This window comes from Streptomyces sp. NPDC051064, assembly GCF_044455985.1.
Taxonomy (GTDB): domain Bacteria; phylum Actinomycetota; class Actinomycetes; order Streptomycetales; family Streptomycetaceae; genus Streptomyces.
Genome location: NZ_JBITFK010000002.1, coordinates 794,743 through 820,538, shown reverse-complemented (window position 1 = coordinate 820,538; position 25,796 = coordinate 794,743). Strand labels below are relative to the sequence as shown.

Sequence of the window (25,796 nt, the reverse complement as noted above, 5' to 3'; positions counted from 1 at the left end):
GGCCGGCCGTGCGCGCCCTACTTCACGGCGAGGACCAGGCTGTCCGACGGGGACGCCCAGACCGCGCGTGCCTCGCCGAAACCGGCCTCCCGGAGGGTGCGGGCGTGCCAGTGGACGGAGGGCATGTCGCCGTCGGCGTGGTCGCCGTAGATCTCGAACCGCTCGGCGGTGGGCCCCGCGAGGACCGGGTCCTTCGCCATCAGGGCCCACCACTCGCGCCAGTCCACGGCCCCCTCGGCCTTGGCCCGGTCCATGGCCGCGTGCCGGTGGGCGCGTTCGGCCGCGTTGATGCGGGGGGTGTCGGTGTCGATCATGTGGTCGGCGTTCATGAAGACCCCGCCGTCCCTGACCAGTCCGCCGATCTGCCCGTACAGGGCGGCGAGGGGCTCGCTGTGCAGCCAGTGCAGGGCGGTGGCGGTGAGCACGGCGTCGTACGACGTGTGCGGAAGCCGCTCGGTCCAGGCGGCGTCCTTCAGGTCGGCGGTCACGAAGGTGACCCGGTCGTCCCCCTCGAAGGTCCCACGCGCGATGGCGAGCAGCGCGGGGTCGAGGTCGACACCGGTGCTGGTGGCCTCGGGGAACCGCTTGAGGAGCCGGTCCGTAATACTGCCCGTACCGCACGCCAGGTCGAGCACTCTCGGTTCGGGCCCCACGACGGCCTCGACCATGTCCAGCATCACCCGGAACCGCTCCTCACGGTCCGGCATGTACCACTCCTGCTGCCGGTCCCAGCTCGCCTGCCAGGACTGCCAGTCGGTGCCCGTAGCCGTCTCCGCCATCCCATCCTCCACGTAATACTCAGTGTTCGCCCCCGACCATTACACTGGTCGACACAGCGACCATAGACCGACGCCGTAAGGACTACAAGTGGAACTGGCCTATTACTCGGATTACGCCGTGCGTCTGGTCAACACCGAGGAGCCGGCCCGCAACAAGGACTCCCTCACCACCGTCGACTGCATCCGCGAGCTGTTCGGCCCCAGCGCCCAGGCCGCCCGGCGTGCCACGGACGCCGATGTGACGCGCTTCCGCTCCGTGCGGGCCCGGCTGCGCGCGGTGTTCGAGGCGGCCGACGGCGGCGACGAGACGCTCGCGGTCGATCTGCTCAACTCACTTCTGCTGGAGTTCCCGGTCAACCCGCAGATCTCCGGCCACGACACCCGTGACGAGGACGGCAAGCCGGACTGGCACATGCACCTGGCCGATCACCCGTCGAACGCGACGGCCGGCTTCGCCGCCATCGCGGCCATGGGCCTCGCCTTCCACCTCACCACGCACGGCGTGGACCGGCTCGGCCTCTGCGAGGCGGCTCCGTGCCGCAACGCCTACCTCGACACGTCGACCAACCGCTCCCGGCGCTACTGCTCCGACCGCTGCGCGACCCGCGCCAACGTGGCGGCCTACCGGGCCCGCAAGCGGCTGGAGGCGGACCGCTCGGGCGAGACGCGGCGCACCGCGGAGACCGCCCAGCCCAGCAGCCCGAACACCGACCGCTGATCTTTCCTCAGCGGCCGGTAGCGGGCCCGGACGCGGGCCAGTACGAGCTCTTCGGGCACCGCCCCGTAGTCCGTGCTGTCCCCGCCCGCGTACGAGTTGTCGCCCAGCACCCACCAGCCGCTGCCGCGTCGCTCGGTGGCCCGCTTGACGACCAGCAGGTCCTGCTGCAGCGGGTGACGCAGGATCACCACGTCCCCCGGGCGCACCGGCGCACCGCGCTGCACGAGCAGCCAGTCGCCGTGGTAGAGCGTGGGCACCATCGACGGCCCCGTCACCTCCACCACCTGGAACGGCTTACGCGCCGCCCGCCCGCTCCATGGTTCCTGTGCCGGTTCCGGCATCTGTGGCACCTCCCGGTCCATCCTCCAGTACACGGCAGCGCGCACCGCTCCGTATTTCGGCCGCCGGTCTCATCCTCACACCGGACTTTTGGCCTAAGCCCTAGGGGGCAGCCGCAAAAACAGGCTCCCTACGGAGTAATGTCCCACCTGAGAAGACGATCACGAGGAAGGACAGCTCCATGCTTTCCCGCCTGTTTGCCCCCAAGGTGAAGGTCAGCGCCCACTGCGACCTGCCCTGCGGCGTGTACGACCCGGCCCAGGCCCGCATCGAGGCGGAGTCCGTCAAGGCCGTCCAGGAGAAGTACCAGGCCAATGAGGACGCGGACTTCCGCACGCGCGCCGTTCTGATCAAGGAACAGCGTGCCGAGCTCGCGAAGCACCACGTCTCGGTGCTCTGGAGCGACTACTTCAAGCCCCCGCACTTCGAGAAGTACCCGGAGCTGCACCAGCTGGTCAACGACACCCTGAAGGCGCTCTCCGCAGCCAAGGGTTCGAACGACCCGGCCACGGGCCAGAAGGCTCTGGACCTGATCGCCCAGATCGACAAGATCTTCTGGGAGACCAAGAAGGCCTGACCTGCGGTCCTCTTCCGCGAGGCCGACAACGACCGCACCCGGTCCGCCGCTTCCCCTCCGGGGGTGGGGCGGGCCGGGTGCGGTCGTTGTCGGCGCGGGCCGGACCGCGTCAGGAGCCTGGCAGGAGGTGGCTGTAGCTGTCCGGGTTCTCCTGGAGGTAGGCCGCCAGCCCCTGGGCGGGCCTGCCCGTGAGGGTGGGGACGGCGTCCGAGACGGTCTCCAGCTCACCCGCCGCGATCGCCTCGTACGACGTGACCCAGCCGGCCACTTCCCACTCAGGGGCTCCGTAGTGGGCGCGGGAGGCGTAGGCCTCCTCCCTGGTCTCCGCCACGTACCGGATGGTGCGGCCGGTACGCCGGCTCAGCTCGCCGGCCGCCTCCGCCAGGGTGAACGCCTCGGGGCCCGTGAGGTCGTACGTCGTGCCGTCGTGGGTGGTCCCCTCGTCCAGCAGGACGGCTGAGGCCGAGTCCGCGATGTCGTCGTGCGCGACCGCCGACACCCGCCCCTCGCCGCCGGGACCTCGCAGAACCCCGTCGGCGCCCGTCATCGCGGGGATCGCCGCGAGATACCAGCTGTCCCGCAGGAACGTGTGGCGCACGCCTGTCATCCGGATGTGCGCCTCGGTGTGCCAGTGGTCGCGCGCGAACGTGAACGTGGCGTCCGGTGCCGCTCCGAGGAACGACACGTACACGATGCGTTCGACGCCAGCGGCCAGGGCCGCGTCCACCGCGGTGGTGTGCTCCGCGACCCGGCCGGAACTCTCGTGGGCCGAGACGAGGAACAGGGTGTGCGCACCGTCGAGCGCGCGGCGCATCGCCTCGCCGTCGCCGTACGCGGCGGCGGGCGCGGCGACCGTGCCGGGCAGCCGGGGCAGCCGGGAAGGGTCCCGGCCGAGGAGGCGCACGGGGACGCCGGTCCGGGCCAGCCGGGCGGCGACGCGGCCACCGACGGCCCCGGTCGCGCCGGTCACCGCTACGAGAGGGCTGATCATCCCGCCTCACCGTCCTCCGCCGTCGGGGTCCCGGTCCAGCGGCGCACCTCCACGACCGCGCTCGTCGGCAGCGGTCCGTAGATGTGCGGGAACTCCTGGCCGCCGGGCTCCATGGCCTCGTAGCGGACGGGCGCCGGGAGCCGACCGGTGTCGATGACCAGGACCACCAGACCGTCGTCCTCGGATCCGTACAACGCCCGGGCCACGGCGGGGAGCTGATGGGGCAGCGAGCAGTGGATGAATCCTTCCTCCCGCAGGGTGCGGCCCCGGGTGGACATCTCGTACGTCCCCGCTCTGCGGGCGGCCTCCCACAGAGGCTCTTCCGTGAGGTGCAGCAGCTGTTCGGTCATGGGGTCACGCTAAGGGCTGGCGGGCGCGGCCAGGAGCTTCGCCTCCGTTCGCGCGTCGAGACCGACTGCGGGCCGGTCCGGCCGGTGCGGGGCGGTTCCTCCGAGCTCGCGCAGCCAGGCCCATGTGTCGGCGACGGTCTCGCCGACGGGTCTGCAGCGCAGGCCGGCGGCGTGCGCCTTGGTCACGTCCCCCTGGTGCAGGGTGTCGTGGAGCTCGCCGGCGGGAAGCCAGACCGGCAGGTCCGTCCATGGCTCCACGCCCGCCGCGAGGAGCACCCCGGGGTCGGTCCAGCGCAGTCGGGCGCGCGAGCCTGTGACGCGGACGCAGGTGTCCAGGAGCTCGCCCATGGTCGTGTGCCCCGGGTGGCTCACGGTGTTGTACGGCCCGGACAGGCCCTCCGCGGCGGCGTCCAGCAGCCAGTCGGCCAGGTCGCGGGCGTCGATGTACTGGAGCGCGGCGTCCGGCGGCCCCGGCGCGATGACCTCTCCGCCCCGGGCCGTCCTCGTGAGCCACCACGGCAGACGGCCGATGTTCTCCCCGGGGCCGAGGATCAGCCCGGCCCTGGCGAGCAGGGCCCGGTCGCCGAATCCGTCGAGCGCCGCGAGCTCCCCGCCGCGTTTGGCCAGGGCGTACGGGACGTCAGCTCCGGCGTCCGGGGACGCCCCGTCCACCAGCGGCCCGTCCTCCGTCAGCCCGGCCGGGGCGGGGTAGGCGTACACGGACCTGCTGGAGACGTAGGTGAAGTGGCCGGCCCTGTCCGACAGCAGCCGGGCGGCGTCCCGCACGGCTGACGGGGCGCCGCTCCAGGTGTCGACCACGAGGTCCCAGGCGCCGTCGGCGAGTGCGGCGAGGCCCGCCTCGCCCGTCGTCCGGTCACCGGTCAGGGCCCGGGTCCCGGCCGGCGCCGCGTGACGTCCGCGGTGGAGGACGGTGACCTCCCAACCGCGGTCGAGGGCAGCGACGGTGACGGCGCGTCCCACGAATTCCGTGCCGCCCAGCATCAAGAGCTTCATGAGGTGATCGTGCCAGCCGGAGGGCCGGAGGAAACGGGACGTCGCTGTCGGCAGAACGGGGAACTCTCCGGTTCAGGACGTGTGCGCGAGGGGGCTGCGGTGGCGCAGCAGCCACCGGTGGTACTCCTCGGCCCTCCGTGCCGCGTCGCGGTAGGCCACCTCCAGCTCCTCGTACACGGCGTCGATGTCCGCGCCCGGCCGCGAGACGAGCAGCAGACGGACCGCCAGCGGGTCACCGCGCAGGGGGCGGATCGCCATGTCCTCGCGCGGGCCGGAGGTCGGCTGGCACGGGGCGACCGCCTCGCCGAGGACGACGAGGGAGGCCGCGGTGAGGTAGTCGCCGTGCAGGACGGGAGGGTCGAGACCCGCGGCGCCCAGGACCCGGCGCACGCCGTCCCACTCACCGTCCACCGACGGGTCGACCATCCACCGGTCGCCCGCCAGGTCGTCGAGGTCCACCACCGGCCGTCCGGCCGCCGGGTGGTCCCGGGCCAGGGAGATGAACTGCGGTTCGCGCTCCAGGAGTACGCGCTGCGCCAGTCCGTCCGGAACGGCGAGCGGGCAGCCCTCCACCTCGTGCACGAAGGCGACGTCGAGCCGGCCGGCAGCCACCGCTCCGAGCAGCGCCCGGGCCGACACATCGACGCGGAGCGAGATGTCGGTGCCGGGCAGCCGCACCCGCAGTCCGCGCAGCCAGCCGCCGATCACCCGGCTCGCCGTGGATCCGATCCGCAGACCGGGGCCACCGGCCCGCGCGGCCGCGGCCTCCGCCGTCGCGGCGCCGACCAGGGCGGACATGCCGTCCACCAGAGGGCGGGCGCGACTGAGGACCGAACGTCCCAGAAGGGTCGGCCGGCAGCCGGTCCTCCCGCGGCGGAACAGCTCCGCGCCCAAGGTCTTCTCGATCCGCTGGAGCTGGGTGGTCAACGAGGGCTGACTGACGCCCAACCGCCGTGCGGCCTGGTGCAGGCTGCCGGTGTCGGCGATGGCGCAGAGCGCCCTGAGGTGCCTCACCTCGAGCTCCATGACGGCGAGGGTATGGCTGTTCGGGCGCCGAGCACCAGATGCCCCAACCGCCACCAACCGGGCCGATTCAGGGGGTGTCGGGGCGACCGGCACGTGCTGATTCTGTGTGCTCCCTGTCCCGGGGATAGGGCGGTGCTATCGCCGGTTGACATCATCCGCTGCGGGCCCGGCTGCCCCGACACTCTTGCCGTACCCCCCACCCGTTCCCCGTCCGTCTCCGGACGGGGTTCTTCGGACAGGCAGGAGAACACCCCCCATGAGACACCCCAGGACAGCCGTCATGTCGGCCGTGGCCGGTCTCGGACTCGGCCTCGCCGCAGCGCTCGGCACCACCCCCGCGGTCGCCGCCGCTCCCTCCGCCGCGTCCGCGGCCACCGTGCCCCCGGCGCAGTCCGGCTACGCCGCGTACGCCGGTTCGAGCGAGAACGCAGCCGCGAACAAGGCGTTCTTCGACGCCGTCATGAAGTCGGTCGCCGAGAAGCGGGCCGCGAACCCGGGCGCCCAGGCGGTCACCGTGGTCTACAGCACCACCAACGCCCCCAGCTTCCGCGGCCAGATAGCCAGCAGCACCAGCATCTGGAACAGCTCGGTCGGCAACGTCAAGCTGCAGGAGGGCTCGAACGCCGACTTCGACTACCGCGAGGGCAACGACTCCCGGGGTTCGTACGCGAGCACGGACGGGCACGGGAGCGGCTACATCTTCCTCGACTACGCCCAGAACCAGCAGTACGACTCGACCCGGGTCACCGCGCATGAGACCGGGCACGTGCTGGGGCTTCCGGACCACTACACGGGGCCGTGCAGCGAGCTCATGTCGGGCGGCGGTCCCGGTACGTCCTGCACGAACGCGTACCCGGACGCCACGGAGCGCTCGCGGGTGAACTCTCTCTGGCAGAACGGTCTCGCGGCTCTCGCCCGCACCACGTCCTGACACCGGGGCTGCCCGGCACGGGGGCCGCTCCGCGTGAGCGGGGCGGCCTCCACGGCTTCGGCAGCGGGTCAGGCGAGTTCGAGCGGGAAGGCACCCCGGTGGCCCGTGCCGGCGCCGTGCGCCGGACGCGGTTCGAACTCCCGGCAGCTCCATATCTCCTGGACGAATCCCGTACGCCGGTCCCAGAGGCCCGCGACGTCTTCCCCGCCCGCCACGTCGCGGTAGGCGTCCTTCGCTCCGCGAAAGCAGGCGAGCCCGCCGGAGAGACCGCGGACCGGGGCCGGGAAGTAGTCGGAGAAGGCGCAGGCTATGCACGTCTGCAGATGCATGCCCGGCGGCAGGATCCGCTGGATCGTGGCCAGCGCGGCCGCGAAGTCGCCCTCGGCGCGGTTCGACTCGTAGACCGCCCCGTCCAGATGGAGGGCGAGATACAGATCCGGATCCGCCCTGCGCAGGGAGAGCAGACAGCTGAGCGTCGCCTGGCGGACCGTCCCGGACACGAGGACCGGGAGCGGGAGGTCCCACTCCAGGACGCAGTCGTCGAGTACGCCGTCCACCAGGTCGAACAGCCCCTCCGGAACCGGCGCACCGGCCACGGGGCCCAGACCGTCGAAGCTCTCGCCCTCGAAGTCCGTGCCCCGGATGCGAATACGGAGCTGCTGTCCGTCCGTGGTGAGAATGACGGCCTCGGAACCATGACGGTCCCGGTACCAGCCTGCCCACGACTCATCTGTCATGAGCAGGGACTGTAGCCCGTGCCCCGGCGCACGCCCTGTGGCACCCTCCCCTTCCGTGCTTCCGGTGACGGTGCCCCGGTCATCCGGCCTGCGGTTCACGCCACATGGGCCACATCGGCGGGCCCTGGGGGAGGTCGACGGTCCTCCCCATGAAGGTGAAGCCGAGCCGCTCGTAGAGACCGCGGCTGCGCTCGCTGCTCGCCTCCAGATAGGCGGGGGCACCCTCCCGGTCGCACCGCTCCAGGGCCCCCCTCATCAGCGCCTCTCCGATCCCCTGCCCCTGACGCTCCGGGGAGACACCGATCATCAGCAGATACTCGTGCGCGCGGTCGTGGGGGTGGACGGCACCGGTCAGCCTCCCCACCAGCTCGGCCCGTTCGTTGTCGGGATCAGCGGTCTCCCGCATGAGCGCGGGGGTGTCGTCGTCGTCCTCCGGCGCGCCCGCCGGCACGGAGAGCCAGAGGGCCGCCGCCGTGCCGTCCTCCAGCAGGTCGACACGGCCTCCTTCCAGCGTGATGTCGGCGAAGACGCCGAGGAACCTCCCGTGCACCGCGCGCCGGTGCTCCTCGTCGGGAAAGACCCAGCTGCTCACCGGATCGTGGTGGAACGCCTCCTCCAGGATCCGTACGACCTGATCCCTGTCCCGCTGATCCGCCCGCCGTACTCGTACGCCCATGACCGGCCCCGCTCCCCTCGTCCCGTGGTTGATCCCAACCGACGCACGGAATCCTAGAGTTGACCCTCAGGGCCGGTCACGGGCGGCCTGGTTCAGTGCGTTCTGCGGGTGACGAATTCGGCCAGGGCGAGCAGGTCTCCGGCGCCGGCCGGCGCGGGCACCGCGCGGGACAGGTGGTGGACCGCTCTGGCCATCCGGTCGGCCGCGGCGGTCTGCGCCCAGTCGCGCCCGCCGGCCCGGTCGACCGCGTCGGCGGCACTCCTCACCTCCCCCGGTGTGTCCATGGCCCCCTGGTAGAGCGCGGCGAGCTCGGCGGAGGCCGGGGTGTCCGAGGTGAGCGCCGCGACCACCGGAAGGGACTTCTTGTGTGCGGTCAGGTCCGCCCCGACCGGTTTGCCCGTGCGGTCCGTGTCCCCCCAGATCCCGATCAGGTCGTCGATGAGCTGGAAGGCGAGACCGGCTTCCCGGCCGAAGCCGTCCATGGCGCGGACCGCCCGCTCCCCCGCGCCGGCGTAGAGCGCGCCGAGGGCGCAGGCGCAGCCGAGCAGAGCGCCCGTCTTGGCCATGGCCATGGCCAGGCACTCGTCCAGCGTGACGTCGTCGGGGCCGCGGTCCTCCAGGGCGCAGTCGGCCTGCTGTCCCGCGCAGAGCTCGATGACACAGGTGGAGAGCCGCACCGCGGCGTGCGCGGACGCCGGATGCGGGTCGTCCGCCAGCAGTCTCAGGGCGAGGGAGAGCATGGCGTCACCCGTGATGACGGCGTCCGGAACACCGAACACCGCCCAGGCCGTGGGCCGGTGCCGCCGGGTGGTGTCCTCGTCGATGACGTCGTCGTGGAGCAGGGTGAAGTTGTGCGCGAGCTCGACGGCGACGGCCGCCCGCATCGCCGCCTCCGGGTCCCCTCCCAACGCACGGGCGGCGGCCAGGACGAGCGCCGGCCTGATCGCTTTGCCTGCCTGCCCGGAGGCGGGCGTCCCGTCGGCGTTCTGCCAGCCGAAGTGATACATGGCGACGCGGCGGATCGCCCCGGGCAGCGTCTCGACGGCCGCCCGGAGGTGCGGGTCGACGGCGTTGCGGGTGTGCTCCAGGAGCGCGGCGGCCTTGTGCCCCTCCATCGCGGCATCCGTACTGGTCATGGTCACGGTCACTCCTTCCGGGCGCCACGGGGCGCCTTGATCGCGGCCTCGGGCCTGCCGGGGCCCGGGCGGTCCCGCCGCCCGGGCCCGGGGGAGCGTCACCGCCAGCGGCTCACCTCCACGTTCTCCAGGACGCCGAGGGCGTCCGGCACGAGGACGGCGGCGGAGTAGTACGCGGTCACGAGGTACGAAATGATCGCCTGCTCGTCGATGCCCATGAAGCGGACCGAGAGGCTCGGTTCGATCTCGTCCGGGATGCCGCTCTGCTGGAGCCCGACGACGCCCTGGTCCGCCTCACCGGTCCTCATGCAGATGATCGATGTGGTGCGGGCGTCGGTGACCGGGATCTTGTTGCACGGGAAGATCGGCACCCCTCGCCACGCCGGCACGTGGTGTCCGCCGACCTCGACGCTCTCCGGTACCAAACCGCGCCTGTTGCACTCGCGGCCGAACGCGGCGATGGCGCGCGGATGGGCGAGGAACAGCTTCGATCCGCGCCGCCGCGACAGGAGCTCGTCCATGTCGTCGGGGCCGGGCGCTCCGTCGTGGGGCTGGAGACGCTGCCCGTAGTCGCAGTTGTTGAGCAGGCCGAACTCCCGGTTGTTGATGAGCTCGTGTTCCTGGCGCTCGCGCAGCGCCTCGACCGTGAGCCGCAGCTGCTGCTCGGTCTGGTTCATCGGCTGGTTGTAGAGGTCGGCCACCCTGCTGTGGACCTTCAGCACGGTCTGGGCGACGCTCAGTTCGTATTCACGGGGCGCCGACTCGTAGTCGACGAAGGTGTGCGGGACGACGGCCTCCCCCACGTGTCCCGCGGACAGGTCGATCTCCGCCTCGCCGTAGCGGTTGGTCCGCTGGTGCGGGATGGCGAGCAGCCCCGCGAGGTGGTCGCGGAGCGAGTCCGCCCGGGCCGCGAGGTTGAGCACGTCCGACCGGCGAAGCGTCAGCAGCGTGCAGGCGGTCACGGCACGGGCCGTGTACTCCCAGGTGGCGTCGCCGTCGAGCAGAACGTGGTCGCCGAAGTAGGCCCCGTCGGCGAGGACTCCGAGCACCGTCTCGTCGCCGTACGGCCCGGCCCCGATCTTCTCGATCTTGCCGTGGGCCAGCAGATGGACCCGGTCCGCCGCCTCGCCCGACGCGACGAGCACTTCGCCGGCCGCGACGTCGCGCTGTTCGCACCGGCGCGCCAGCTCGGCCAGCACCTCCTCGTCACCGAAATCGCGTAGGGCCGGAAGTTCGCCGAGCTCGGCGGGGATGACCGTGACCCGGTCGCCCGTCTGGACGAAGGTCACCCTGCCGTCTCCGACGGAGTAGCTCAGTCGCCGGTTCACCCGGTATGTGCCGCCCTGCACCTGCACCCACGGCAGCATGCGCAGCAGCCACCGCGAGGTGATCTCCTGCATCTGCGGGGCGGACTTGGTCGTCGTCGCGAGGTTCCGCGCAGCCGCTGTGCCGAGACTCTGCTGCGGCGGCTGCGTGTCGCGAACCTCTTCACCAACGGACATCCGACATCCTCTCGATCATGGGCTGACCTGCGAGAAGAAGACTTGCAGCCGGGGGCACAGCGCGCTATTACACAAAAGAGTGTGACTATTCGGGCCCGGGACGGGAACGTTGCCCACACGCAGGCGCAGACATTCAGCCCGGACCGGGCCGGACCGAGCAGGGCCGGGCCCGGCCGGATGCAGGGCGACCAGGGCCCTGGTCCTAGGACTTCGGCCCGCTCCGCACCCGGACCTCCGCCCGTTACGGCGCCGCGCACAGGCACCTAGCGTTCCCGCCATGGATACGACAGGCACTCTCGACGAGGCCCTCCAGCGGCTGCACATCTCAGGTCCCGAGCGGCTCGGGCGGCTCACCAACCACGCACCGATGGCCGTGGAGGCCCTCGCCGCCAACGGCCGGTCGTCCGCCGTGCACCGTTGGCTCGACCTGTACGCCTCCAGGCTGGAGGAGTTCCCGGCCGGCGTGGAGCCGGTCACGGACGCCGACTGGCGTTCCGCGCTGGGGGACCCGCGCCGCGCCGCCGACTGGATCGGCTACTTCGGCCGGGAGCTCGCCGACCACCCCTGGCGCACGGTGCTCACGCTGTGGTGGCCCCGCCTCCTGCCCGGCATGTACGGCGGATCGACGCATCCGGTGATCCGCGTGGGCCACGCCGTGCGCACGCTCCTGGCGGGCGAGGAGACCGGGCCGCGTCTGACCGAACTCGCCCACGGCCTCGGTTACTGGGCGGCCCGCCACCACCCCGTCACCGGCCTCGTCCCCGCGCCCGGCGCCGGCAGCGCCGCGGCGGCCCTCGACGCGGTGGCGCCCGTCGACCAACGGGAAGGCGGCTTCCCCGCCCGGCTCGGCCGGGTCAGGAGCCTGCCGGTGTGGGCCGCCGGGGTGACGGACCCCGCCGATGCGCGCCGCCGGCTCACCGAACTGGTCCGGGCGGCCACCCACCGGTACGCCACCCACGGCCACGGCGAGGCGACGATGCTGGTCCACGCGGCCACGGCCCCCAACGCCGTCCTGCGGACCCTCCCCGCGCTCCCGGAGGCCCTGTGGGTGCCGAGCCTCCGGGCGGCCTGGACCGCGTCCGCGGCGGTGACCGCCATGTACGCGCCCGACGCCCCGACGGCCTACGTACCGCCGGGCCGGATCGCGCCCGAAGAGGTCATGGAACGTGCCCTGGCCCACGGCGACGAGCACGTCATCAAGCTGACCGACACGGCCATGGACTTCGGCGACGAGCAGTCGCTCGCGGCCGCCCTGCGCGCCGTCGAGCTCAGCGAACCTCTGCGGTAGGGCGGGCCGTTCGGTGCGCCAGCGGTGCTCCCGACACGACGACCTTGCCCGGGTTGAGGATGCCGTGCGGGTCCAGGGCCGCCTTCACCGCTCGCTGCATGGCGAGGTTGACGGGGCCCACCTCGCGGTCCATGCCGCCCATCTTCAGCAGGCCCACGCCGTGTTCACCGGTGACCGTGCCGCCGAAGGAGATCGCCGCGTCGAGGATGTCCTCGAAGGCGAGCTGGGCGCGTCCCCTGGCGGCGTCGTCGCCTGGTTCGGTGATGATCAGGGGGTGGAGGTTCCCGTCGCCGGCGTGGGCGATGTTGGCGATGAGGACGTCGTGCGCGCCGGCGATCTCCTCGATGCGCGCGAGCATCTGCGGCACCCGGGAGCGCGGCACGACGACATCCTCGGTGAGCACCGGGCCCAGCCGCTCCAGCGCCGGGTAGGCGAGCCGGCGAGCCTGGAACAGGGCGTCCGCCTCGGCCTGGTCGGTGGAGACCTCGGCCCAGGCCGCGCCGGCCTCCGCGAAGCAGGCCCGTACGGCCTCGGCCTCGGCGTCGCCCGCGGCTCCCGGGGTGTCCACGCGGCCGAGCAGGATCGCGTTCGCGTCCGCCGACAGGCCCATGTTCTTCCACTCGTCGACGGCCTTCAGGCAGTGCCGGTCGAGGAGTTCGAGCGCCGAGGGCACGATGCCCGCCGCCGTCACCCGGCTCACCGCGTCGCCGGCCGCGACGACGGAGTCGAAGAAGCCCGCCACGGTGCGCTCCGCGGGCCGCGCGCCGCGCAGCTTCACCGTGATCTCGGTGATCACGCCGAGGGTGCCCTCGGAGCCGACGAACAGACCGCAGAGGTCGTACCCGGCGACCCCCTTCGCGGTCTGCCGGCCCACCCGCACGGTCTCGCCGAGGCCGTTGACCACCTCGAGGCCGAGTACGTAGTCGCGGGTCACGCCGTACTTGACGCAGCACATGCCGCCCGCGTTGGTGGCGGTGTTGCCGCCGATCGTCGACCAGGGCGAGCTCGCCGGGTCCGGCGGGTACCAGAGGCCCTGTTCGGCGCACGCGGCGCGCAGATCGTCGTTGACGACGCCCGGCTGGACGACGGCGATGCGCTCCACCGGGTCGATGCGCAGGATCCGGTTCATGTCCTCGAAGGAGAGGACGACGGCGCCGTCCACCGCGTTGGCCCCGCCCGACAGGCCTGTGCCCGCCCCGCGCGGGATCACCGGGATGCGGTGTTCGACGCAGTACGCGACGACGGCCCGCACCTCTTCGGTGTCCTGGGGCCGCACGACGGCCAGGGGCTGCCCGGCCGGGGCCCACTCCGCCTCGTCGTGCGCGTAACGGCCCAGACTGTCCGGGTCTGTGATGACCTTGTCCGCCGGTATCCCGTCGGCTGCGTTCGGCTTCGGCACTGCCGCTGACCGCCTTTCTCGCCCGCGCGCACCCCGCATCCGTCACGGGACCGCACCTCCCATGATGACGCGGCCCCTCCCACGACGGGCGGGCGCCCTAAGTTGCATCTCCGATGCAACTTACCTACGCTGCCGCCATGCGGCTGACGCGATTCACCGACGTGGCGCTGCGGATGCTCATGCGCCTGACCGTCACGACGGAGGGCGAGGACCCGCCGACCACCCGCGAGGTGGCGGCCACCATGCAGGTGCCGTACACCCACGCGGCGAAGGTCGTCGCCCGCCTCCAGCACCTCGGCCTGGTCGAAGCGCGCCGGGGCCGGGGCGGGGGCCTCTCCCTCACCACCGCAGGCCGGGGGGCCTCGATCGGCGCCCTGGTGAGGCAGCTGGAAGGGCCGGGCGAGGTCGTCGAATGCGAGGGCGGCACACCGTGCCCCCTGCGCTCCGCCTGCCTGCTCCGCTCCGCACTGCGCCGGGCCGAGGAGGCGTTCTACGCCTCGCTCGACCCGCTCACGGTCGGCGATCTCGTCTCCTCCCCCACCGGCCCGCTGCTGATGGGCATCAGCCGCGGCCGCCCCACGCCCGGCTGATCCGCCGCGCCACCGCCCCCGCACACCCCACTGCGCGCGACAGGCTCACGCCGGTCAAAAATACGCATCTCACATACCAGTTATCCGGCCGACCGCGATGCGGCGGGCCCTCACACCCAGGAGTCACCCGATGCTCTCCGAGACGTCGACCGCCACTGTCCGAGCGACACTTCCCGCCGTGGGGGCGGCCATCGGGGACATCGCGGACCTCTTCTACCGGAAGCTGTTCGACGCCCACCCGGAGCTTCTCCGGGACCTGTTCAACCGGGGCAACCAGGCTTCCGGCACACAGCGCCAGGCGCTCGCCGGGTCGATCGCCGCCTTCGCCACCCAGCTCGTCGAGCACCCTGACACCCGGCCCGATGTGATGCTGAGCCGTATAGCCAACAAACACGCCTCGCTCGGCATCACCGCCCCGCAGTACGAGATCGTGCACACGCACCTCTTCGCCGCGATCGCCGAGGTTCTCGGCGACGCCGTCACCCCCGAGGTCGCCGCAGCCTGGGACGAGGTCTACTGGCTGATGGCCAACGCCCTGATCGCGATCGAGGAGCGGCTCTACGCGCAGCAGTGCGTGACGGCGGGCGACGTCTGGCGCGAATGGACCGTGGTCTCCCGCGTCGAGGACACCCCTGACGTGGCCACCTTCCGGCTCACCCCCTCCGACGGCGCACCGGCCCCCGCCTTCCGGCCGGGGCAGTACATCTCCGTCCAGGTGGAACTCCCCGACGGCGCCCGCCAGATACGCCAGTACAGCCTCACCGGGGCGCCCGGCGCCGCCCTGCGCTCCTTCTCGGTCAAGCGGGTACGGGGCGCGGAGGGCCCGGAGGGCGAGGTCTCCGCGCACCTGCACGCCCGGCTCGACACGGGCGACCGGCTGCGCGTCTCGGCGCCGTACGGAGATCTCGTGCTCGACGGCTCCGACGCCCCGCTGCTCCTCGCCTCGGCCGGCATCGGCTGCACGCCGATCATGTCGATGCTGGAGCACCTCGCGGAGGAGGGTCACCGTTCGCCCGTCACCGTGGTGCACGGCGACCGGTCCCCGGCCGATCACGCGCTCCGTACGGACCACGAGGCGCTCACCGCCGAGCTCCCCGGAGCGTCCGCCCACTTCTGGTACGAGAACCCGGAGCCCGGCCGGACCGCCGGGCGCACCGGCACCGTGGACCTGAGCGGCCTCCCGGTCGCCCCGGGCACCCGTGCCTACCTCTGCGGTCCGCTGCCCTTCATGCGCGCCGTCCGCTCGCAACTCCTCGCGAAGGGAGTGGCGTCGGCAGACATCCACTACGAGGTGTTCGGCCCCGATCTCTGGCTCGCCCAGGACTGAGCACGGCTCGCCCGGGGTACTCCCGGGCTGTCCGGATCGAATCGCACGCGATGCGAACAGCGCTCGAACAGGTTTGCCGGAGCCTCGTGTTCCGGTACAAGCGCTGTACGGACACGCTCCCCCGCCAACGAAGGAGTCGGCCATGTCCTCACCGATGTCCGCCAGCAACTTCCTCAAGGCCCTCAAGAACGAAGGACTCACCGTCGTCCAGGTGGGCGACTGGCGTACGCACAACCGCAACCACAAGGGCCCCTGGGGGCCGGTGCACGGCGTGATGATCCACCACACCGTCACGAAGGGGACCGCCCGCACCGTCGAGATCTGCCGCGACGGCTACTCGGGGCTCCCGGGCCCCCTCTGCCACGGGGTGATCGCCAAGGACGGCCGGGTCCACCTGGTCGGCTACGGCCGCGCCAACCACGCCGGGCTCGGCGACGACGACGTCCTGCGCGCCGTCATCGCCGAGAAGCGCCTGCCGTCGGACAACGAGTCCAACACCGACGGGAACCGCCACTTCTACGGCTTCGAGTGCGAGAACCTCGGCGACGGGAAGGACCCGTGGCCCGCCGTCCAGCTCGAGGCCATCGAGAAGGCGGCGGCGGCGGCCTGCCGCTTCCACGGCTGGGACGCCCCCTCGGTCATCGGGCACCTCGAGTGGCAGCCCGGCAAGGTCGACCCGCGCGGCTTCTCGATGACGGGGATGCGCAACCGCATCCACGACCGGCTGACGTAGGAGATCCCCGGGCGGCGGACAATGAGGGCATGACCGGCGAAGAGCTCGACCTCCCCCGGCTGCAGCCGGTGCTCCCCTCGCCCCTGCAGCCGGCCGAGGACGAGCGCTTCGCGCGGCACGGCGTGACGTTGCTCCTCAAGCGCGACGACCTGATCCACCCGGACCTGCCGGGCAACAAGTGGCGCAAACTGGCCCTCAATCTCCGGGCCGCCGCCGGCCGTACCGTTCTCACCTTCGGCGGCGCCTACTCGAACCACCTCCGGGCGACGGCCGCCGCCGGGCGCCTGCTGGGCTTCCCCACCGTCGGCGTCGTACGGGGGGACGAACTGGCCGCCCGCCCGCTGAACCCCTCACTCGCGCGATGTGCGGCCGACGGCATGCGTCTGCACTTCGTGGACCGGGCGACCTACCGCGCGAAGGCCTCTCCCGACGTCCTGGAAGGCCTGCTGCGCCTCTTCGGGGAGTGTGTGGTCATCCCGGAGGGCGGCAGCAACGCGCTCGCCGCACAGGGCTGCACAGAGCTCGGCCGGGAACTGCTCGGCCGGACCGGCACGGTGGCCGTCGCCTGTGGCACCGGCGGCACCCTGGCGGGGCTGGCCGCCGGGCTCGGCCACGGACAGCTCGCCCTGGGTGTCCCCGTCCTGCGTGGGGGCTTCCTGGGAGCGGCGGTGCGCGATCTGCAGCGGGAGGCCTTCGGCGCCCCGACCGGACAGTGGTCCCTGGACGAACGCTTCCACTTCGGCGGGTACGCCCGCACCACTCCGGAACTGCACGCCTTCGCCGACGACTTCGAGGACCGCCACGGCCTGCCCGTCGAGCGGCTCTACGTGGCCAAACTCCTGTACGGGCTGACGGTGCTGGCCGGGGAGGGCGCCTTCGCTCCGGGCTCCACGGTCACCGCGGTCGTCACGGGCCGGCCTTGAACCTCCCGGGGCGTGATCACGCGCCGTCCGACTCCCGGTAGGCGGCGGCCTCCTCCAGGTCCAGCCGCCGCAGCAGGACACGCAGCATCTCGTCGTCGATCCGCCGCTCGTCCCTGAGCCGTACGAAGACCTCGCGCTCGGCGGCGATCATGTCCCTCGCCAGCCGCCGGTAGGTGTCGTCCGCCGATTCCCCGGTGACCGGATTGGCCGCGCCGAGCCTCTCCCAGACCGCGTTGCGGCGCCGTTCCATGACGGCGCGCAGCCGCTGGACGAGCGGGTCGGGCAGTGCGTTGCTCGGATCGGCCAGCAGCGCCTCCAGCGAGGCGTCCGCGGCCGTGGAGGCCTCGTTCTGCGCCTGCGCCTCGGCCAGCGTCGCGGCCCGCTCGCTGCGCCTCGGCAGCTTCAGTACGCGTACCAGGAGGGGCAGGCTCAGCCCTTGGACGACCAGCGTCCCGATGACGGTCGTGAAGGTCAGGAAGAGCACCAGGTTGCGCGCGGGAAAGTCCTCCCCGTCATGCGTGACCATGGGGATGGAGAAGGCGATGGCGAGCGAGACGACGCCCCGCATCCCGGCCCACCCGACGATCAGGGGCGAGCTCCAGGAGAGCTCCCCCTCGCGCTCCCTGATGCGTCCGGAGAGCCAGTGCGGCAGGTAGGTCGCCGGGTACACCCAGACGAAGCGCACCACGACCACGGCCACGAACACGAGGACCGCGTATCCGAAGGCCTCGGACACGCTGTAGGAGCCGAGCCCCCGGAGCACGAAGGGCAGCTGCAGCCCGATGAGGGCGAAGACCGCGGACTCCAGGACGAACGCGACCATCTTCCAGACCGCCGCCTCCTGGAGCCGCGTCGCGAAGTCGACCTGCCAGGAGCGGTGCCCCAGGTAGAGCGCGACGACCACGACGGCGAGCACCCCGGAGGCGTGCACCCGCTCCGCGGCCGCGTAGGCGACGAAAGGGATCAGCAGCGACAGAGTGTTCTGGAGCAGCGCCTCCTTGAGGTGCGTACGCAGCCAGTGCAGCGGCACCATCAGCAGCAGGCCGACACCGATGCCGCCGACCGACGCCAGCACGAATTCACCGATCCCGGCGCCCCAGCTCATGCCCTCGCCGACGGCCGCCGCGAGGGCCACCTTGAACGCGGTGATCGCGGTGGCGTCGTTCACCAGGGACTCACCCTGCAGGATCGTGGTGATCCGGGCGGGCAGTCCCACCCTGCGCGCGATCGCCGCGGCCGTGACGGCGTCCGGCGGGGCGACCACCGCGCCGAGCACCAGCGCGGCGGTGAGCGGCAGGTCCGGGACGAGGAGATAGGCCAGCCATCCCACCGCGACCGTCGCGAAGAGCACGTACCCCACGGAGAGCAGGGCGACCGGCCGCAGATTGGCCCGCAGGTCGAGGTAGGAGCTGTCGACCGCCGCCGTGTACAGCAACGGCGGCAGGAGGAGCGGCAGCACGATGTGCGCGTCCAGCGTGTAGCTCGGCACTCCTGGCAGGTAGGAGGCCAGCAGACCGGCGGCGACCAGCAGCAGCGGCGGGGGCACCGGTGTCCGGCGGGCGGCCCCCGCGACCGCCGCGCTTGCCGCGACCAGCGCCACCAGCGGCAATGCGTCCATCTCACTGTCCTCACATCCGACGTAACGACCTCACCCGTCGTAACGTGGCCATCATGAGTGAGTGCCTCCACGTATCCGAACTGCCGCGCCCCGAACCCGCCCCGCTCAGCGACACCTGCCTCGAGTGTCTGGCGGCCGGCACCCATTTTGTGCAACTGCGGCTCTGCCTCGTCTGCGGTCACGTCGGGTGCTGTGATTCCTCGCCGCTGAAGCACGCGACGGCACACTTCGAGACGACCGGTCATCCGGTGATGCGCAGCTTCGAATGCGCGGAGAGCTGGCGCTGGTGCTTCGTGGACGGTTCGATCGTCTGACGTCTGGGTACGTCAAACCGGCGCCGGTTCTTCGCAATTGACCGCCGCAGACCCCTAGCCACTGTGTGTACTCATATGCCTACCATGAGTAATCAGCGGCTTGCGGTCTCGGCGACACGGCATCATGGGTCGCGACAGCGTCGCCGAACCACAGAACCGACGACGGACCGCATGGCCCCGGGCACCCGTCCCGGAGCCTCGAACGAGTTTGTGCCACCTTGGAGGTGAGGGTGTCCCAGATCGCAGGCGAGCCCGGGAACCAGGACTTCGTAGAGGTCCGGCTGCCCGCTGCGGGTGCCTACCTGTCGGTGCTGCGTACGGCCACGGCCGGCCTCGCAGCGCGCTTGGACTTCACTCTCGACGAGATCGAGGATCTTCGCATCGCGGTCGACGAGGCCTGCGCGATCCTGCTCCAGCAGGCCGTGCCCGGCTCCGTCCTCAGCTGCGTCTTCCGACTCGTCGGCGATTCCCTCGAGGTGACCGTCTCGGCCCCCACGACGGACGGCCGCGCTCCTGAGCGCGACACCTTCGCCTGGACGGTGCTCTCAGCACTGGCCGGCAAGGTCGACTCCACGGTCGCCGACGACCGTACGGTCAGCATCAGCCTCTACAAACAGCGCGGCGCGGGACCCGGGCCGGCGTGAGCGACGGGAACGGGGACGGTCCTGTGCGGGACGAGACGATCCGGTCGGAGCCGGTGCGCCCGGCCGCCCTTCCGGAGCAGCAGGCCCGGCCGCATCCGGAAGGCGGGGCGGAGGGCACACAGGGCCGGCCGGCCGCGCCGGAGCAGTCGCAGACGGAGCGGGCGGGCCGGATGAGCGAGCACGGGCACCACGATCCGCACGACCGCAGTGCGGCCCGGGCGCTCTTCATCGAGCTCCGGGAGCTTCCCGACGGGTCGGCGGAGAAGGCCGAGCTGCGCAACCGGCTGGTGCGGATGCATCTGCCGCTCGTGGAGCACCTGGCCCGCAGATTCCGCAACCGCGGCGAGCCGCTGGACGACCTGACGCAGGTCGCCACGATCGGGCTGATCAAGTCGGTCGACCGGTTCGACCCGGACCGCGGCGTCGAGTTCTCGACGTACGCGACCCCCACGGTCGTCGGCGAGATCAAGCGCCACTTCCGGGACAAGGGCTGGGCGGTGCGGGTCCCGCGGCGTCTCCAGGAGCTGCGGCTGTCGCTGACCACGGCAACCGCCGAGCTCTCGCAGCAGCACGGCCGCTCCCCCACCGTGCACGAGCTGGCGGAACGTCTGGGCATCTCCGAGGAGGAGGTCCTGGAGGGGCTGGAATCGGCCAATGCCTACAGCACCCTCTCGCTCGACGTCCCGGATACGGACGACGAGTCGCCGGCGGTCGCGGACACGCTGGGCTCCGAGGACGAGGCGCTGGAGGGCGTCGAGTACCGCGAGTCGCTCAAGCCGCTGCTGGAGGATCTCCCGCCGCGCGAGAAGCGGATCCTGCTGCTGCGCTTCTTCGGCAACATGACCCAGTCGCAGATCGCACAGGAGGTCGGCATCTCCCAGATGCACGTCTCCCGCCTCCTGGCCCGCACACTGGCGCAGCTGCGCGAGCGGCTGCTCGTGGAGGAGTAGCCGCCCCTGGGCGGACAGAGCCGCGGCCCGGCCGGCAGGACGGGTCGCGCCGCGGCAGATCTCAGGCGTCGGGGGTCGTCCGCGGCCCCCGACGGATGCCCAGCGCCTCCGTCGTCGCGGGGTCGAACAGCAGCACGAGCGCCGTCACGGCGACCGCCGCGAGGGCGATACCCGCCGGGATCAGGGCCCCCTGAGCACGCAGCAGCGTCCAGGCCACCGGCAGCGCCATGAGCTGGGTGATGAGAGCGGGGCCCCGGCTCCAGCTGCGGCGCCGCAGCAGGCCACGGGCGGCGAAGAGCGGGATCAGGCCGAGCGCCACCAGCGTGAGTCCGCCCATCTCGGCCTGCTGGATACTGTCGGGCCGGCCGAAAAGACCGACGGCCAGCATGTAGATCCCGCCGACGGCGAGCGCCGCGCCCTCGAGCGCGTTGAGTCCGGCCAGTGCGGCGATCCGCCCCGGCTTCTCCTGGCCGGCCGAGGGCGACGGAGGGGGCGTGTTCTGCTGAGTGCTCACGCCTTTCAGATTCGCATCCCGGCCCCTTGAACGCGAAGCCGGGGCGCCGGCCCCCATGGCACCGTGAACGAATCACGCTGCGTGACCATCCGTGGACCCGGCGGATCGGACTTCAGGGCGGTACCGCGCGGTAGGTACCCTGGCGGGCATGCGCGCACTTCTCGTGGTCAACCCAGCTGCCACCACTACCAGCGCGCGTACGCGTGACGTGCTGATCCACGCCCTGGCGAGCGAGATGAAGATCGAGGCCGTGACCACGGAGTACCGCGGGCACGCCCGGGACCTGGGGCGACGGGCAGCCGACTCCGACGACATCGACCTGGTGGTCGCGCTCGGAGGCGACGGCACGGTCAACGAGGTGGTCAACGGACTGCTGCACGACGGTCCGGATCCGGAGGGCCTGCCGAGCCTCGCCGTGGTCCCCGGCGGTTCCACCAACGTCTTCGCCCGGGCCCTGGGCATCCCGAACGACGCCGTGGAGGCGACGGGCGCCATCCTCGACGCCCTCGAGGCCCGCAGCGAGCGCACGGTGGGGCTCGGCCTGGCGGCCGGCACCCCGGGCACGGCGGACGAGGCCGTCCCCGGCCGGTGGTTCACCTTCTGCGCGGGGCTCGGATTCGACGCGGGCGTCATCGGCCGGGTCGAACAGAAACGCGAGCGGGGCAAGCGCTCGACCCATGCGCTGTACGTGCGCCAGGTGCTCCGGCAGTTCATGGACGACCCGCACCGGCGCAACGGAATGATCACGCTGGAGGTCCCCGGCCAGGACCCGGTCACCGACCTCGCGCTGTCGATAATCTGCAACACCGCACCCTGGACCTACCTGGGGAATCGTCCGATATACGCCTCCCCGAAGGCATCCTTCGACAGCGCCCTGGACGTCCTCGGCCTGAAGCGTCTCTCCACCCCCGCCGTGACCCGGTACGCCACTCAGCTGCTCACTTCGAGCCCGGAGAAGGGCCCGCACGGCAAGCACGCCGTGTCCCTGCACGACCTCACGGACTTCACCTTGCATTCCAAGGCCCCACTGCCCTTCCAGATGGACGGTGACCACCTGGGACTGCGTACGAGCGTGACGTTCACAGGCGTACGCCGTGCACTGCGTGTGATTGTGTGAGTAGAAGGGGCGAAAGTCCTTTAACTCGAACGTTTGGGCTGGCCCCCACCCCTTAGAAGTACGGCTGTGACCTAGTCGACACCGAGGAATCAAAAAAAACTTTCCACAAGGGGTTGTATCCGCCGCCGAGGTTTGCGAATCTCTACATGGCGATCGGGACGGCCCGCAACATCGGCCTCCACTGAAAGCCAGAACCCCTCCTCACCACAACAGGACCACATCCAGTTCATCTGGGCGTCGGACCTTCGCCTGCGGGGGGATTCGTGAAAGCGTTCACATTCACAAGCACCAGCATGTAACACCAAGGAGAGGTAGCAGCCATGGACTGGCGTCACAACGCCGTTTGTCGTGAGGAAGACCCCGAGCTGTTCTTCCCCATCGGCAACACCGGTCCTGCGCTGCTGCAGATCGAGGAAGCCAAGGCCGTCTGCCGTCGCTGCCCCGTCATGGAGCAGTGCCTGCAGTGGGCGCTCGAGTCCGGCCAGGACTCCGGCGTCTGGGGTGGCCTCAGCGAGGACGAGCGCCGCGCAATGAAGCGCCGCGCCGCTCGCAACCGGGCGCGTAACGCCAGCGCCTGACCGACGCCCCCCGCAACGAGCCTCAGCCAGGCGGCGCGTACAGAGCGTACGCACAGCCCCGCCTTCGAGTCGCAGCGCGCAGTACCCCCGAAGCGCATCGCACCGTGAGCACCACGCAGTGGGCCCGGACCGTCACAACGGTCCGGGCCCACTGCTGTACGGCGGCCGTCGCCGCCGCCGCGCTACTTGTCGTTCTGTACGGGGATGTCGAGCACCACCTGCGTACCGCGCACCGGGGCCGGGACCATGCCGAAGGTGCCGCCCAGCTCACCCTCCACCAGAGTCCGCACGATCTGCAGTCCCAGATTGCCGGCCCGCTGCGGGTCGAACCCCTCGGGCAGCCCGCGCCCGTCGTCCGTCACTGTGATCAGCAGCCGGCCCTCGGCCGGTGAGCCGCCGCGCACCGCGGACACCTCAACCGTGCCCTGCTCGGCCACGGTGAACGCGTGCTCCAGGGCGTTCTGCAGCACCTCGGTCAGCACCATGGAGAGCGGGGTGGCCACCTCCGCGTCGAGAATCCCGAAGCGCCCCGTGCGCCGGCAGGTGACCTTTCCGGGCGAGATCTCCGCGACCATCGCGATCACCCGGTCGGCGATCTCGTCGAACTCGACCCGCTCGTCCAGATTCTGGGACAGCGTCTCATGGACGATGGCGATCGAACCGACGCGCCGCACCGCCTCGTTGAGCGCCTCCCGACCCCGCTCGGAGTCCATCCGGCGCGCCTGGAGCCGCAACAGGGCGGCCACGGTCTGGAGGTTGTTCTTCACCCGGTGGTGGATCTCCCGGATGGTGGCGTCCTTGGTGATCAATTCCCGTTCGCGGCGCCGCAGTTCCGTGACGTCGCGGAGCAGTACCAGCGAACCGATGCGCACCCCCTTGGGCTTGAGCGGGATCGCGCGCAGCTGGATGACCCCGCCGGCGCCCTCGACCTCGAACTCCCGGGGCGCGTATCCGCTCGCCACCTTGACCAGGGCCTCGTCCACCGGGCCGCGGGACGGAGCGAGTTCGGCGGTGGTCTCTCCGAGGTTGTGGCCGACGAGGTCCGAGGCCAGGCCGAGCCGGTGGTAGGCGGAGAGGCCGTTGGGGCTCGCGTACTGCACGACACCGTCGGCATCGAGCCTGATCAGCCCGTCGCCGACGCGCGGCGACGCGTCCATGTCGACCTGCTGGCCGGGGAACGGGAAGGAGCCCGCCGCGATCATCTGTGCCAGGTCGGAGGCGGACTGGAGATAGGTGAGCTCCAGCCTCGACGGCGTGCGCACGGTGAGCAGGTTGGTGTTGCGGGCGATGACCCCGAGGATCCGGCCCTCTCTCCGCACGGGGATCGACTCGACCCGGACGGGCACTTCCTCCCGCCACTCCGGATCCCCCTCGCGCACGATGCGGCCCTCGTCCAGGGCGGCGTCGAGCAGCGGCCGGCGGCCGCGCGGCACGAGGTGGCCGACCATGTCGTCCTGGTAGGAGGTGGGGCCGGTGTTGGGCCGCATCTGCGCGACGGACACATAGCGGGTCCCGTCGCGGGTGGGCACCCACAGGACGAGGTCGGCGAAGGACAGGTCGGAGAGCAGCTGCCACTCCGAGACCAGCAGATGGAGCCACTCGAGGTCGGTGTCACTCAGGGCTGTGTGCTGGCGGACGAGGTCGTTCATGGAGGGCACACGGCGAGCGTACCCGTACAGACGAAGAGGTTCCGAACCGTTCGGTCCCCGGATGCGTGACACTGTGAGGACGCGTGCGCGGGCGGGAGATTGTCCGCGCACATGGATGGACAGGGTCTATTGGTCTAGTCCACAATGCACCACGTAGGGGTGACACGGTCAGGACGTGTCCCCCCACGAGACAGACCTCCGCTCTCCCCGCACAGGAGAGCGGACCGAGGTATCCGGCGCTCTCTGCCCTGACTGCGCCGGTGCCTCCAGTGGCCGGAGGCACCGCACACCGCCGGCCTGCAGCTCCGGGCTGCGGTGCCGGACAGGCTGAGGGTCCTGTCCCGGCGCCGCGGCCCGCGGGTGTTTCCGGGGGCGCTCCCCCCGCGGCCGGGACGGTCCGCCGACAGGGCGACAACCGATGACCCACAGGCGGACGGTTCACCTCACGGCCGCGCCGTTCTGCTAGATTGGCTTCCAGATTGGTCTATACCACATGACGCCACTCTCCAGATCGGCAGGCACAGCGTGGAAGTTGTCATCGTCCCGGACGCCACAGCAGGCGGCGAACTGATCGCGGAGGCCATCGCGTCCCTGCTGAGCAGCAAGCCCGACGCCCTGCTCGGCGTGGCCACCGGCTCGACCCCGCTGCCCATCTACCAGGCCCTCACCGCGAAGGTCCGCTCCGGCGCCGTGGACGCCTCGCGCGCCCGCATCTGCCAGCTCGACGAGTACGTCGGGCTGCCCGCAGGCCACCCAGAGTCGTACCGCTCGGTCGTGCTGCGCGAGGTCGTCGAACCGCTCGGCCTGTCCGAGAAGTCCTTCATGGGCCCGGACGGCGCCGCCGAGGACGTCCAGGCGGCCTGCGAGGAGTACGACAAGGCGCTCGCCGAGGCCGGCGGCGTCGACCTCCAGCTGCTCGGCATCGGCACCGACGGGCACATCGGCTTCAACGAGCCGTGCTCCTCGCTCGCCTCCCGCACCCGCATCAAGACGCTGACCGAGCAGACGCGGATCGACAACGCGCGCTTCTTCGACGACGACATCGAGCAGGTGCCCCGCCACGTCATCACCCAGGGCATCGGCACCATCCTGGAATCACGCCACCCGATCCTGCTCGCCACCGGCGAGGGCAAGGCCGAAGCGGTCGCCCGGACGGTCGAGGGCCCGGTCGCCTCGGTCGTGCCGGCCTCGGCGCTCCAGCTGCATCCGCACGCCACGGTGGTGGTCGACGAGGCGGCGGCGTCCAAGCTGAAGCTGGCGGACTACTTCCGCGCCACGTATGCCGCGAAGCCGCGGTGGCAGGGCCTGTAGGGCCCCGAACGCGTGAGGGCCGGGCACCTGTGACGGTGACCCGGCCCTCACGCGTCGCTCCCCCC

The 25,796-nt window shown here is 71.5% G+C and carries 28 protein-coding genes; 14 read left to right on the top strand and 14 right to left on the bottom strand.

Translation table 11 applies throughout. From position 1 onward, the window contains the following. Positions 1 to 17: 17 nt before the first annotated feature. Positions 18 to 779: a class I SAM-dependent methyltransferase gene (locus tag ACIBCU_RS10680; protein ID WP_362935145.1), complete on the bottom strand. Its 762-nt coding sequence runs from the start codon at positions 777 to 779 to the stop codon at positions 18 to 20. Between the two features lie 88 nt (positions 780 to 867). On the opposite strand from ACIBCU_RS10680, the gene ACIBCU_RS10675 reads away from it, so the two are divergent. After that, positions 868 to 1,497, top strand: coding sequence for a CGNR zinc finger domain-containing protein (locus ACIBCU_RS10675; protein ID WP_362935148.1), 630 nt, complete (start codon positions 868 to 870; stop codon positions 1,495 to 1,497). Here the strand turns inward: ACIBCU_RS10675 and sodX are convergent. Next, complete coding sequence (gene sodX, locus ACIBCU_RS10670; protein WP_362935151.1) at positions 1,401 to 1,838, bottom strand: nickel-type superoxide dismutase maturation protease; 438 nt, start codon at positions 1,836 to 1,838, stop codon at positions 1,401 to 1,403. The genes ACIBCU_RS10675 and sodX overlap by 97 nt on opposite strands. A gap of 179 nt (positions 1,839 to 2,017) precedes the next feature. Here sodX and sodN point away from each other — a divergent pair, with 179 nt between their 5' ends. Beyond that, complete coding sequence (gene sodN, locus ACIBCU_RS10665) at positions 2,018 to 2,413, top strand: superoxide dismutase, Ni (RefSeq protein WP_033298259.1); 396 nt, start codon at positions 2,018 to 2,020, stop codon at positions 2,411 to 2,413. A 109-nt stretch (positions 2,414 to 2,522) separates the two neighbouring features. Here sodN and ACIBCU_RS10660 read toward each other — a convergent pair whose 3' ends face one another. The 4 genes from ACIBCU_RS10660 to ACIBCU_RS10645 form a co-directional block, all read right to left on the bottom strand. Next, entirely contained in the window at positions 2,523 to 3,404 is an 882-nt protein-coding gene (locus tag ACIBCU_RS10660; RefSeq protein ID WP_399230628.1) for an SDR family oxidoreductase, read from the bottom strand. Further along, positions 3,401 to 3,754 (bottom strand): DUF952 domain-containing protein, encoded by a 354-nt coding sequence (locus ACIBCU_RS10655; RefSeq protein WP_399230626.1) that lies wholly within the window; start codon positions 3,752 to 3,754, stop codon positions 3,401 to 3,403. The genes ACIBCU_RS10660 and ACIBCU_RS10655 overlap by 4 nt, the downstream gene beginning before the upstream one ends. A 9-nt stretch (positions 3,755 to 3,763) precedes the next feature. Then, on the bottom strand, positions 3,764 to 4,756 hold the full coding sequence (locus ACIBCU_RS10650; RefSeq protein ID WP_362935257.1) for an NAD-dependent epimerase/dehydratase family protein: 993 nt from the start codon (positions 4,754 to 4,756) through the stop codon (positions 3,764 to 3,766). 84 nt (positions 4,757 to 4,840) lie between these two features. Further along, positions 4,841 to 5,794 (bottom strand): LysR family transcriptional regulator, encoded by a 954-nt coding sequence (locus ACIBCU_RS10645; RefSeq protein WP_362935160.1) that lies wholly within the window; start codon positions 5,792 to 5,794, stop codon positions 4,841 to 4,843. A gap of 256 nt (positions 5,795 to 6,050) precedes the next feature. Here ACIBCU_RS10645 and snpA point away from each other — a divergent pair, with 256 nt between their 5' ends. Next, on the top strand, positions 6,051 to 6,725 hold the full coding sequence (gene snpA, locus ACIBCU_RS10640) for a snapalysin (protein WP_399230624.1): 675 nt from the start codon (positions 6,051 to 6,053) through the stop codon (positions 6,723 to 6,725). 68 nt (positions 6,726 to 6,793) lie between these two features. Here snpA and ACIBCU_RS10635 read toward each other — a convergent pair whose 3' ends face one another. The 4 genes from ACIBCU_RS10635 to ACIBCU_RS10620 all read right to left on the bottom strand — a co-directional run bounded on the left by ACIBCU_RS10635 (position 6,794) and on the right by ACIBCU_RS10620 (position 10,776). Further along, complete coding sequence (locus tag ACIBCU_RS10635; RefSeq protein ID WP_362935166.1) at positions 6,794 to 7,462, bottom strand: DUF6304 family protein; 669 nt, start codon at positions 7,460 to 7,462, stop codon at positions 6,794 to 6,796. Between the two features lie 79 nt (positions 7,463 to 7,541). After that, positions 7,542 to 8,138 (bottom strand): GNAT family N-acetyltransferase, encoded by a 597-nt coding sequence (locus ACIBCU_RS10630; RefSeq protein WP_362935169.1) that lies wholly within the window; start codon positions 8,136 to 8,138, stop codon positions 7,542 to 7,544. 92 nt (positions 8,139 to 8,230) lie between these two features. Beyond that, positions 8,231 to 9,274 (bottom strand): family 2 encapsulin nanocompartment cargo protein polyprenyl transferase, encoded by a 1,044-nt coding sequence (locus ACIBCU_RS10625; RefSeq protein WP_399230621.1) that lies wholly within the window; start codon positions 9,272 to 9,274, stop codon positions 8,231 to 8,233. Positions 9,275 to 9,372: 98 nt separating this feature from the next. Beyond that, positions 9,373 to 10,776, bottom strand: a complete 1,404-nt coding sequence (locus tag ACIBCU_RS10620; RefSeq protein ID WP_362935175.1) for a family 2B encapsulin nanocompartment shell protein — start codon at positions 10,774 to 10,776, stop codon at positions 9,373 to 9,375. A 277-nt stretch (positions 10,777 to 11,053) separates the two neighbouring features. Between ACIBCU_RS10620 and ACIBCU_RS10615 the strand changes: the two genes are divergently transcribed. Then, complete coding sequence (locus ACIBCU_RS10615) at positions 11,054 to 12,064, top strand: questin oxidase family protein (RefSeq protein ID WP_399230618.1); 1,011 nt, start codon at positions 11,054 to 11,056, stop codon at positions 12,062 to 12,064. Here the strand turns inward: ACIBCU_RS10615 and ACIBCU_RS10610 are convergent. Next, entirely contained in the window at positions 12,045 to 13,502 is a 1,458-nt protein-coding gene (locus ACIBCU_RS10610; RefSeq protein WP_399230616.1) for an FAD-binding oxidoreductase, read from the bottom strand. The two genes, ACIBCU_RS10615 and ACIBCU_RS10610, sit on opposite strands and share 20 nt — an antisense overlap. Positions 13,503 to 13,600: 98 nt before the next feature. Here ACIBCU_RS10610 and ACIBCU_RS10605 point away from each other — a divergent pair, with 98 nt between their 5' ends. From ACIBCU_RS10605 to ACIBCU_RS10590, 4 genes are all read left to right on the top strand, one after another. Next, on the top strand, positions 13,601 to 14,053 hold the full coding sequence (locus tag ACIBCU_RS10605) for an RrF2 family transcriptional regulator (protein WP_399230614.1): 453 nt from the start codon (positions 13,601 to 13,603) through the stop codon (positions 14,051 to 14,053). A 130-nt stretch (positions 14,054 to 14,183) separates the two neighbouring features. Next, positions 14,184 to 15,380 carry a globin domain-containing protein gene (locus ACIBCU_RS10600; RefSeq protein WP_399230612.1) on the top strand — a complete coding sequence of 399 codons (1,197 nt, stop codon included), beginning with the start codon at positions 14,184 to 14,186 and terminating at the stop codon, positions 15,378 to 15,380. 142 nt (positions 15,381 to 15,522) lie between these two features. Then, positions 15,523 to 16,113 (top strand): N-acetylmuramoyl-L-alanine amidase, encoded by a 591-nt coding sequence (locus ACIBCU_RS10595; RefSeq protein WP_399230610.1) that lies wholly within the window; start codon positions 15,523 to 15,525, stop codon positions 16,111 to 16,113. 29 nt (positions 16,114 to 16,142) lie between these two features. Further along, the gene (locus ACIBCU_RS10590) at positions 16,143 to 17,036 is read left to right on the top strand and encodes a pyridoxal-phosphate dependent enzyme (RefSeq protein ID WP_362935193.1); all 894 of its coding nucleotides are present in this window, start codon (positions 16,143 to 16,145) and stop codon (positions 17,034 to 17,036) included. A gap of 16 nt (positions 17,037 to 17,052) precedes the next feature. Here the strand turns inward: ACIBCU_RS10590 and ACIBCU_RS10585 are convergent, their stop codons facing one another. Beyond that, the gene (locus ACIBCU_RS10585; protein WP_399230607.1) at positions 17,053 to 18,654 is read right to left on the bottom strand and encodes a Na+/H+ antiporter; all 1,602 of its coding nucleotides are present in this window, start codon (positions 18,652 to 18,654) and stop codon (positions 17,053 to 17,055) included. A gap of 53 nt (positions 18,655 to 18,707) precedes the next feature. Between ACIBCU_RS10585 and ACIBCU_RS10580 the strand changes: the two genes are divergently transcribed. From ACIBCU_RS10580 to ACIBCU_RS10570, 3 genes are all read left to right on the top strand, one after another. Then, positions 18,708 to 18,968, top strand: coding sequence for a UBP-type zinc finger domain-containing protein (locus tag ACIBCU_RS10580; protein WP_399230605.1), 261 nt, complete (start codon positions 18,708 to 18,710; stop codon positions 18,966 to 18,968). Between the two features lie 230 nt (positions 18,969 to 19,198). Continuing rightward, complete coding sequence (locus ACIBCU_RS10575) at positions 19,199 to 19,612, top strand: anti-sigma regulatory factor (protein WP_014154139.1); 414 nt, start codon at positions 19,199 to 19,201, stop codon at positions 19,610 to 19,612. Further along, a complete protein-coding gene (locus ACIBCU_RS10570; RefSeq protein WP_399230603.1) occupies positions 19,609 to 20,562 on the top strand; it encodes an RNA polymerase sigma factor SigF in 954 nt (317 codons plus the stop codon). The genes ACIBCU_RS10575 and ACIBCU_RS10570 overlap by 4 nt, the downstream gene beginning before the upstream one ends. A gap of 61 nt (positions 20,563 to 20,623) precedes the next feature. On the opposite strand, the gene ACIBCU_RS10565 is transcribed toward ACIBCU_RS10570, so the two are convergent. Continuing rightward, positions 20,624 to 21,076, bottom strand: coding sequence for a hypothetical protein (locus tag ACIBCU_RS10565; RefSeq protein WP_362935205.1), 453 nt, complete (start codon positions 21,074 to 21,076; stop codon positions 20,624 to 20,626). 148 nt (positions 21,077 to 21,224) lie between these two features. Between ACIBCU_RS10565 and ACIBCU_RS10560 the strand changes: the two genes are divergently transcribed. Further along, entirely contained in the window at positions 21,225 to 22,193 is a 969-nt protein-coding gene (locus ACIBCU_RS10560) for a diacylglycerol kinase family protein (RefSeq protein ID WP_362935208.1), read from the top strand. A gap of 320 nt (positions 22,194 to 22,513) precedes the next feature. Continuing rightward, a complete protein-coding gene (locus tag ACIBCU_RS10555; RefSeq protein ID WP_003953983.1) occupies positions 22,514 to 22,771 on the top strand; it encodes a WhiB family transcriptional regulator in 258 nt (85 codons plus the stop codon). Between the two features lie 182 nt (positions 22,772 to 22,953). Here ACIBCU_RS10555 and ACIBCU_RS10550 read toward each other — a convergent pair whose 3' ends face one another. After that, entirely contained in the window at positions 22,954 to 24,420 is a 1,467-nt protein-coding gene (locus ACIBCU_RS10550; RefSeq protein ID WP_358966096.1) for a PAS domain-containing sensor histidine kinase, read from the bottom strand. A 525-nt stretch (positions 24,421 to 24,945) separates the two neighbouring features. On the opposite strand from ACIBCU_RS10550, the gene nagB reads away from it, so the two are divergent. Continuing rightward, on the top strand, positions 24,946 to 25,731 hold the full coding sequence (gene nagB, locus ACIBCU_RS10545) for a glucosamine-6-phosphate deaminase (RefSeq protein WP_362935211.1): 786 nt from the start codon (positions 24,946 to 24,948) through the stop codon (positions 25,729 to 25,731). The last annotated feature ends 65 nt before the right edge of the window (positions 25,732 to 25,796 follow it).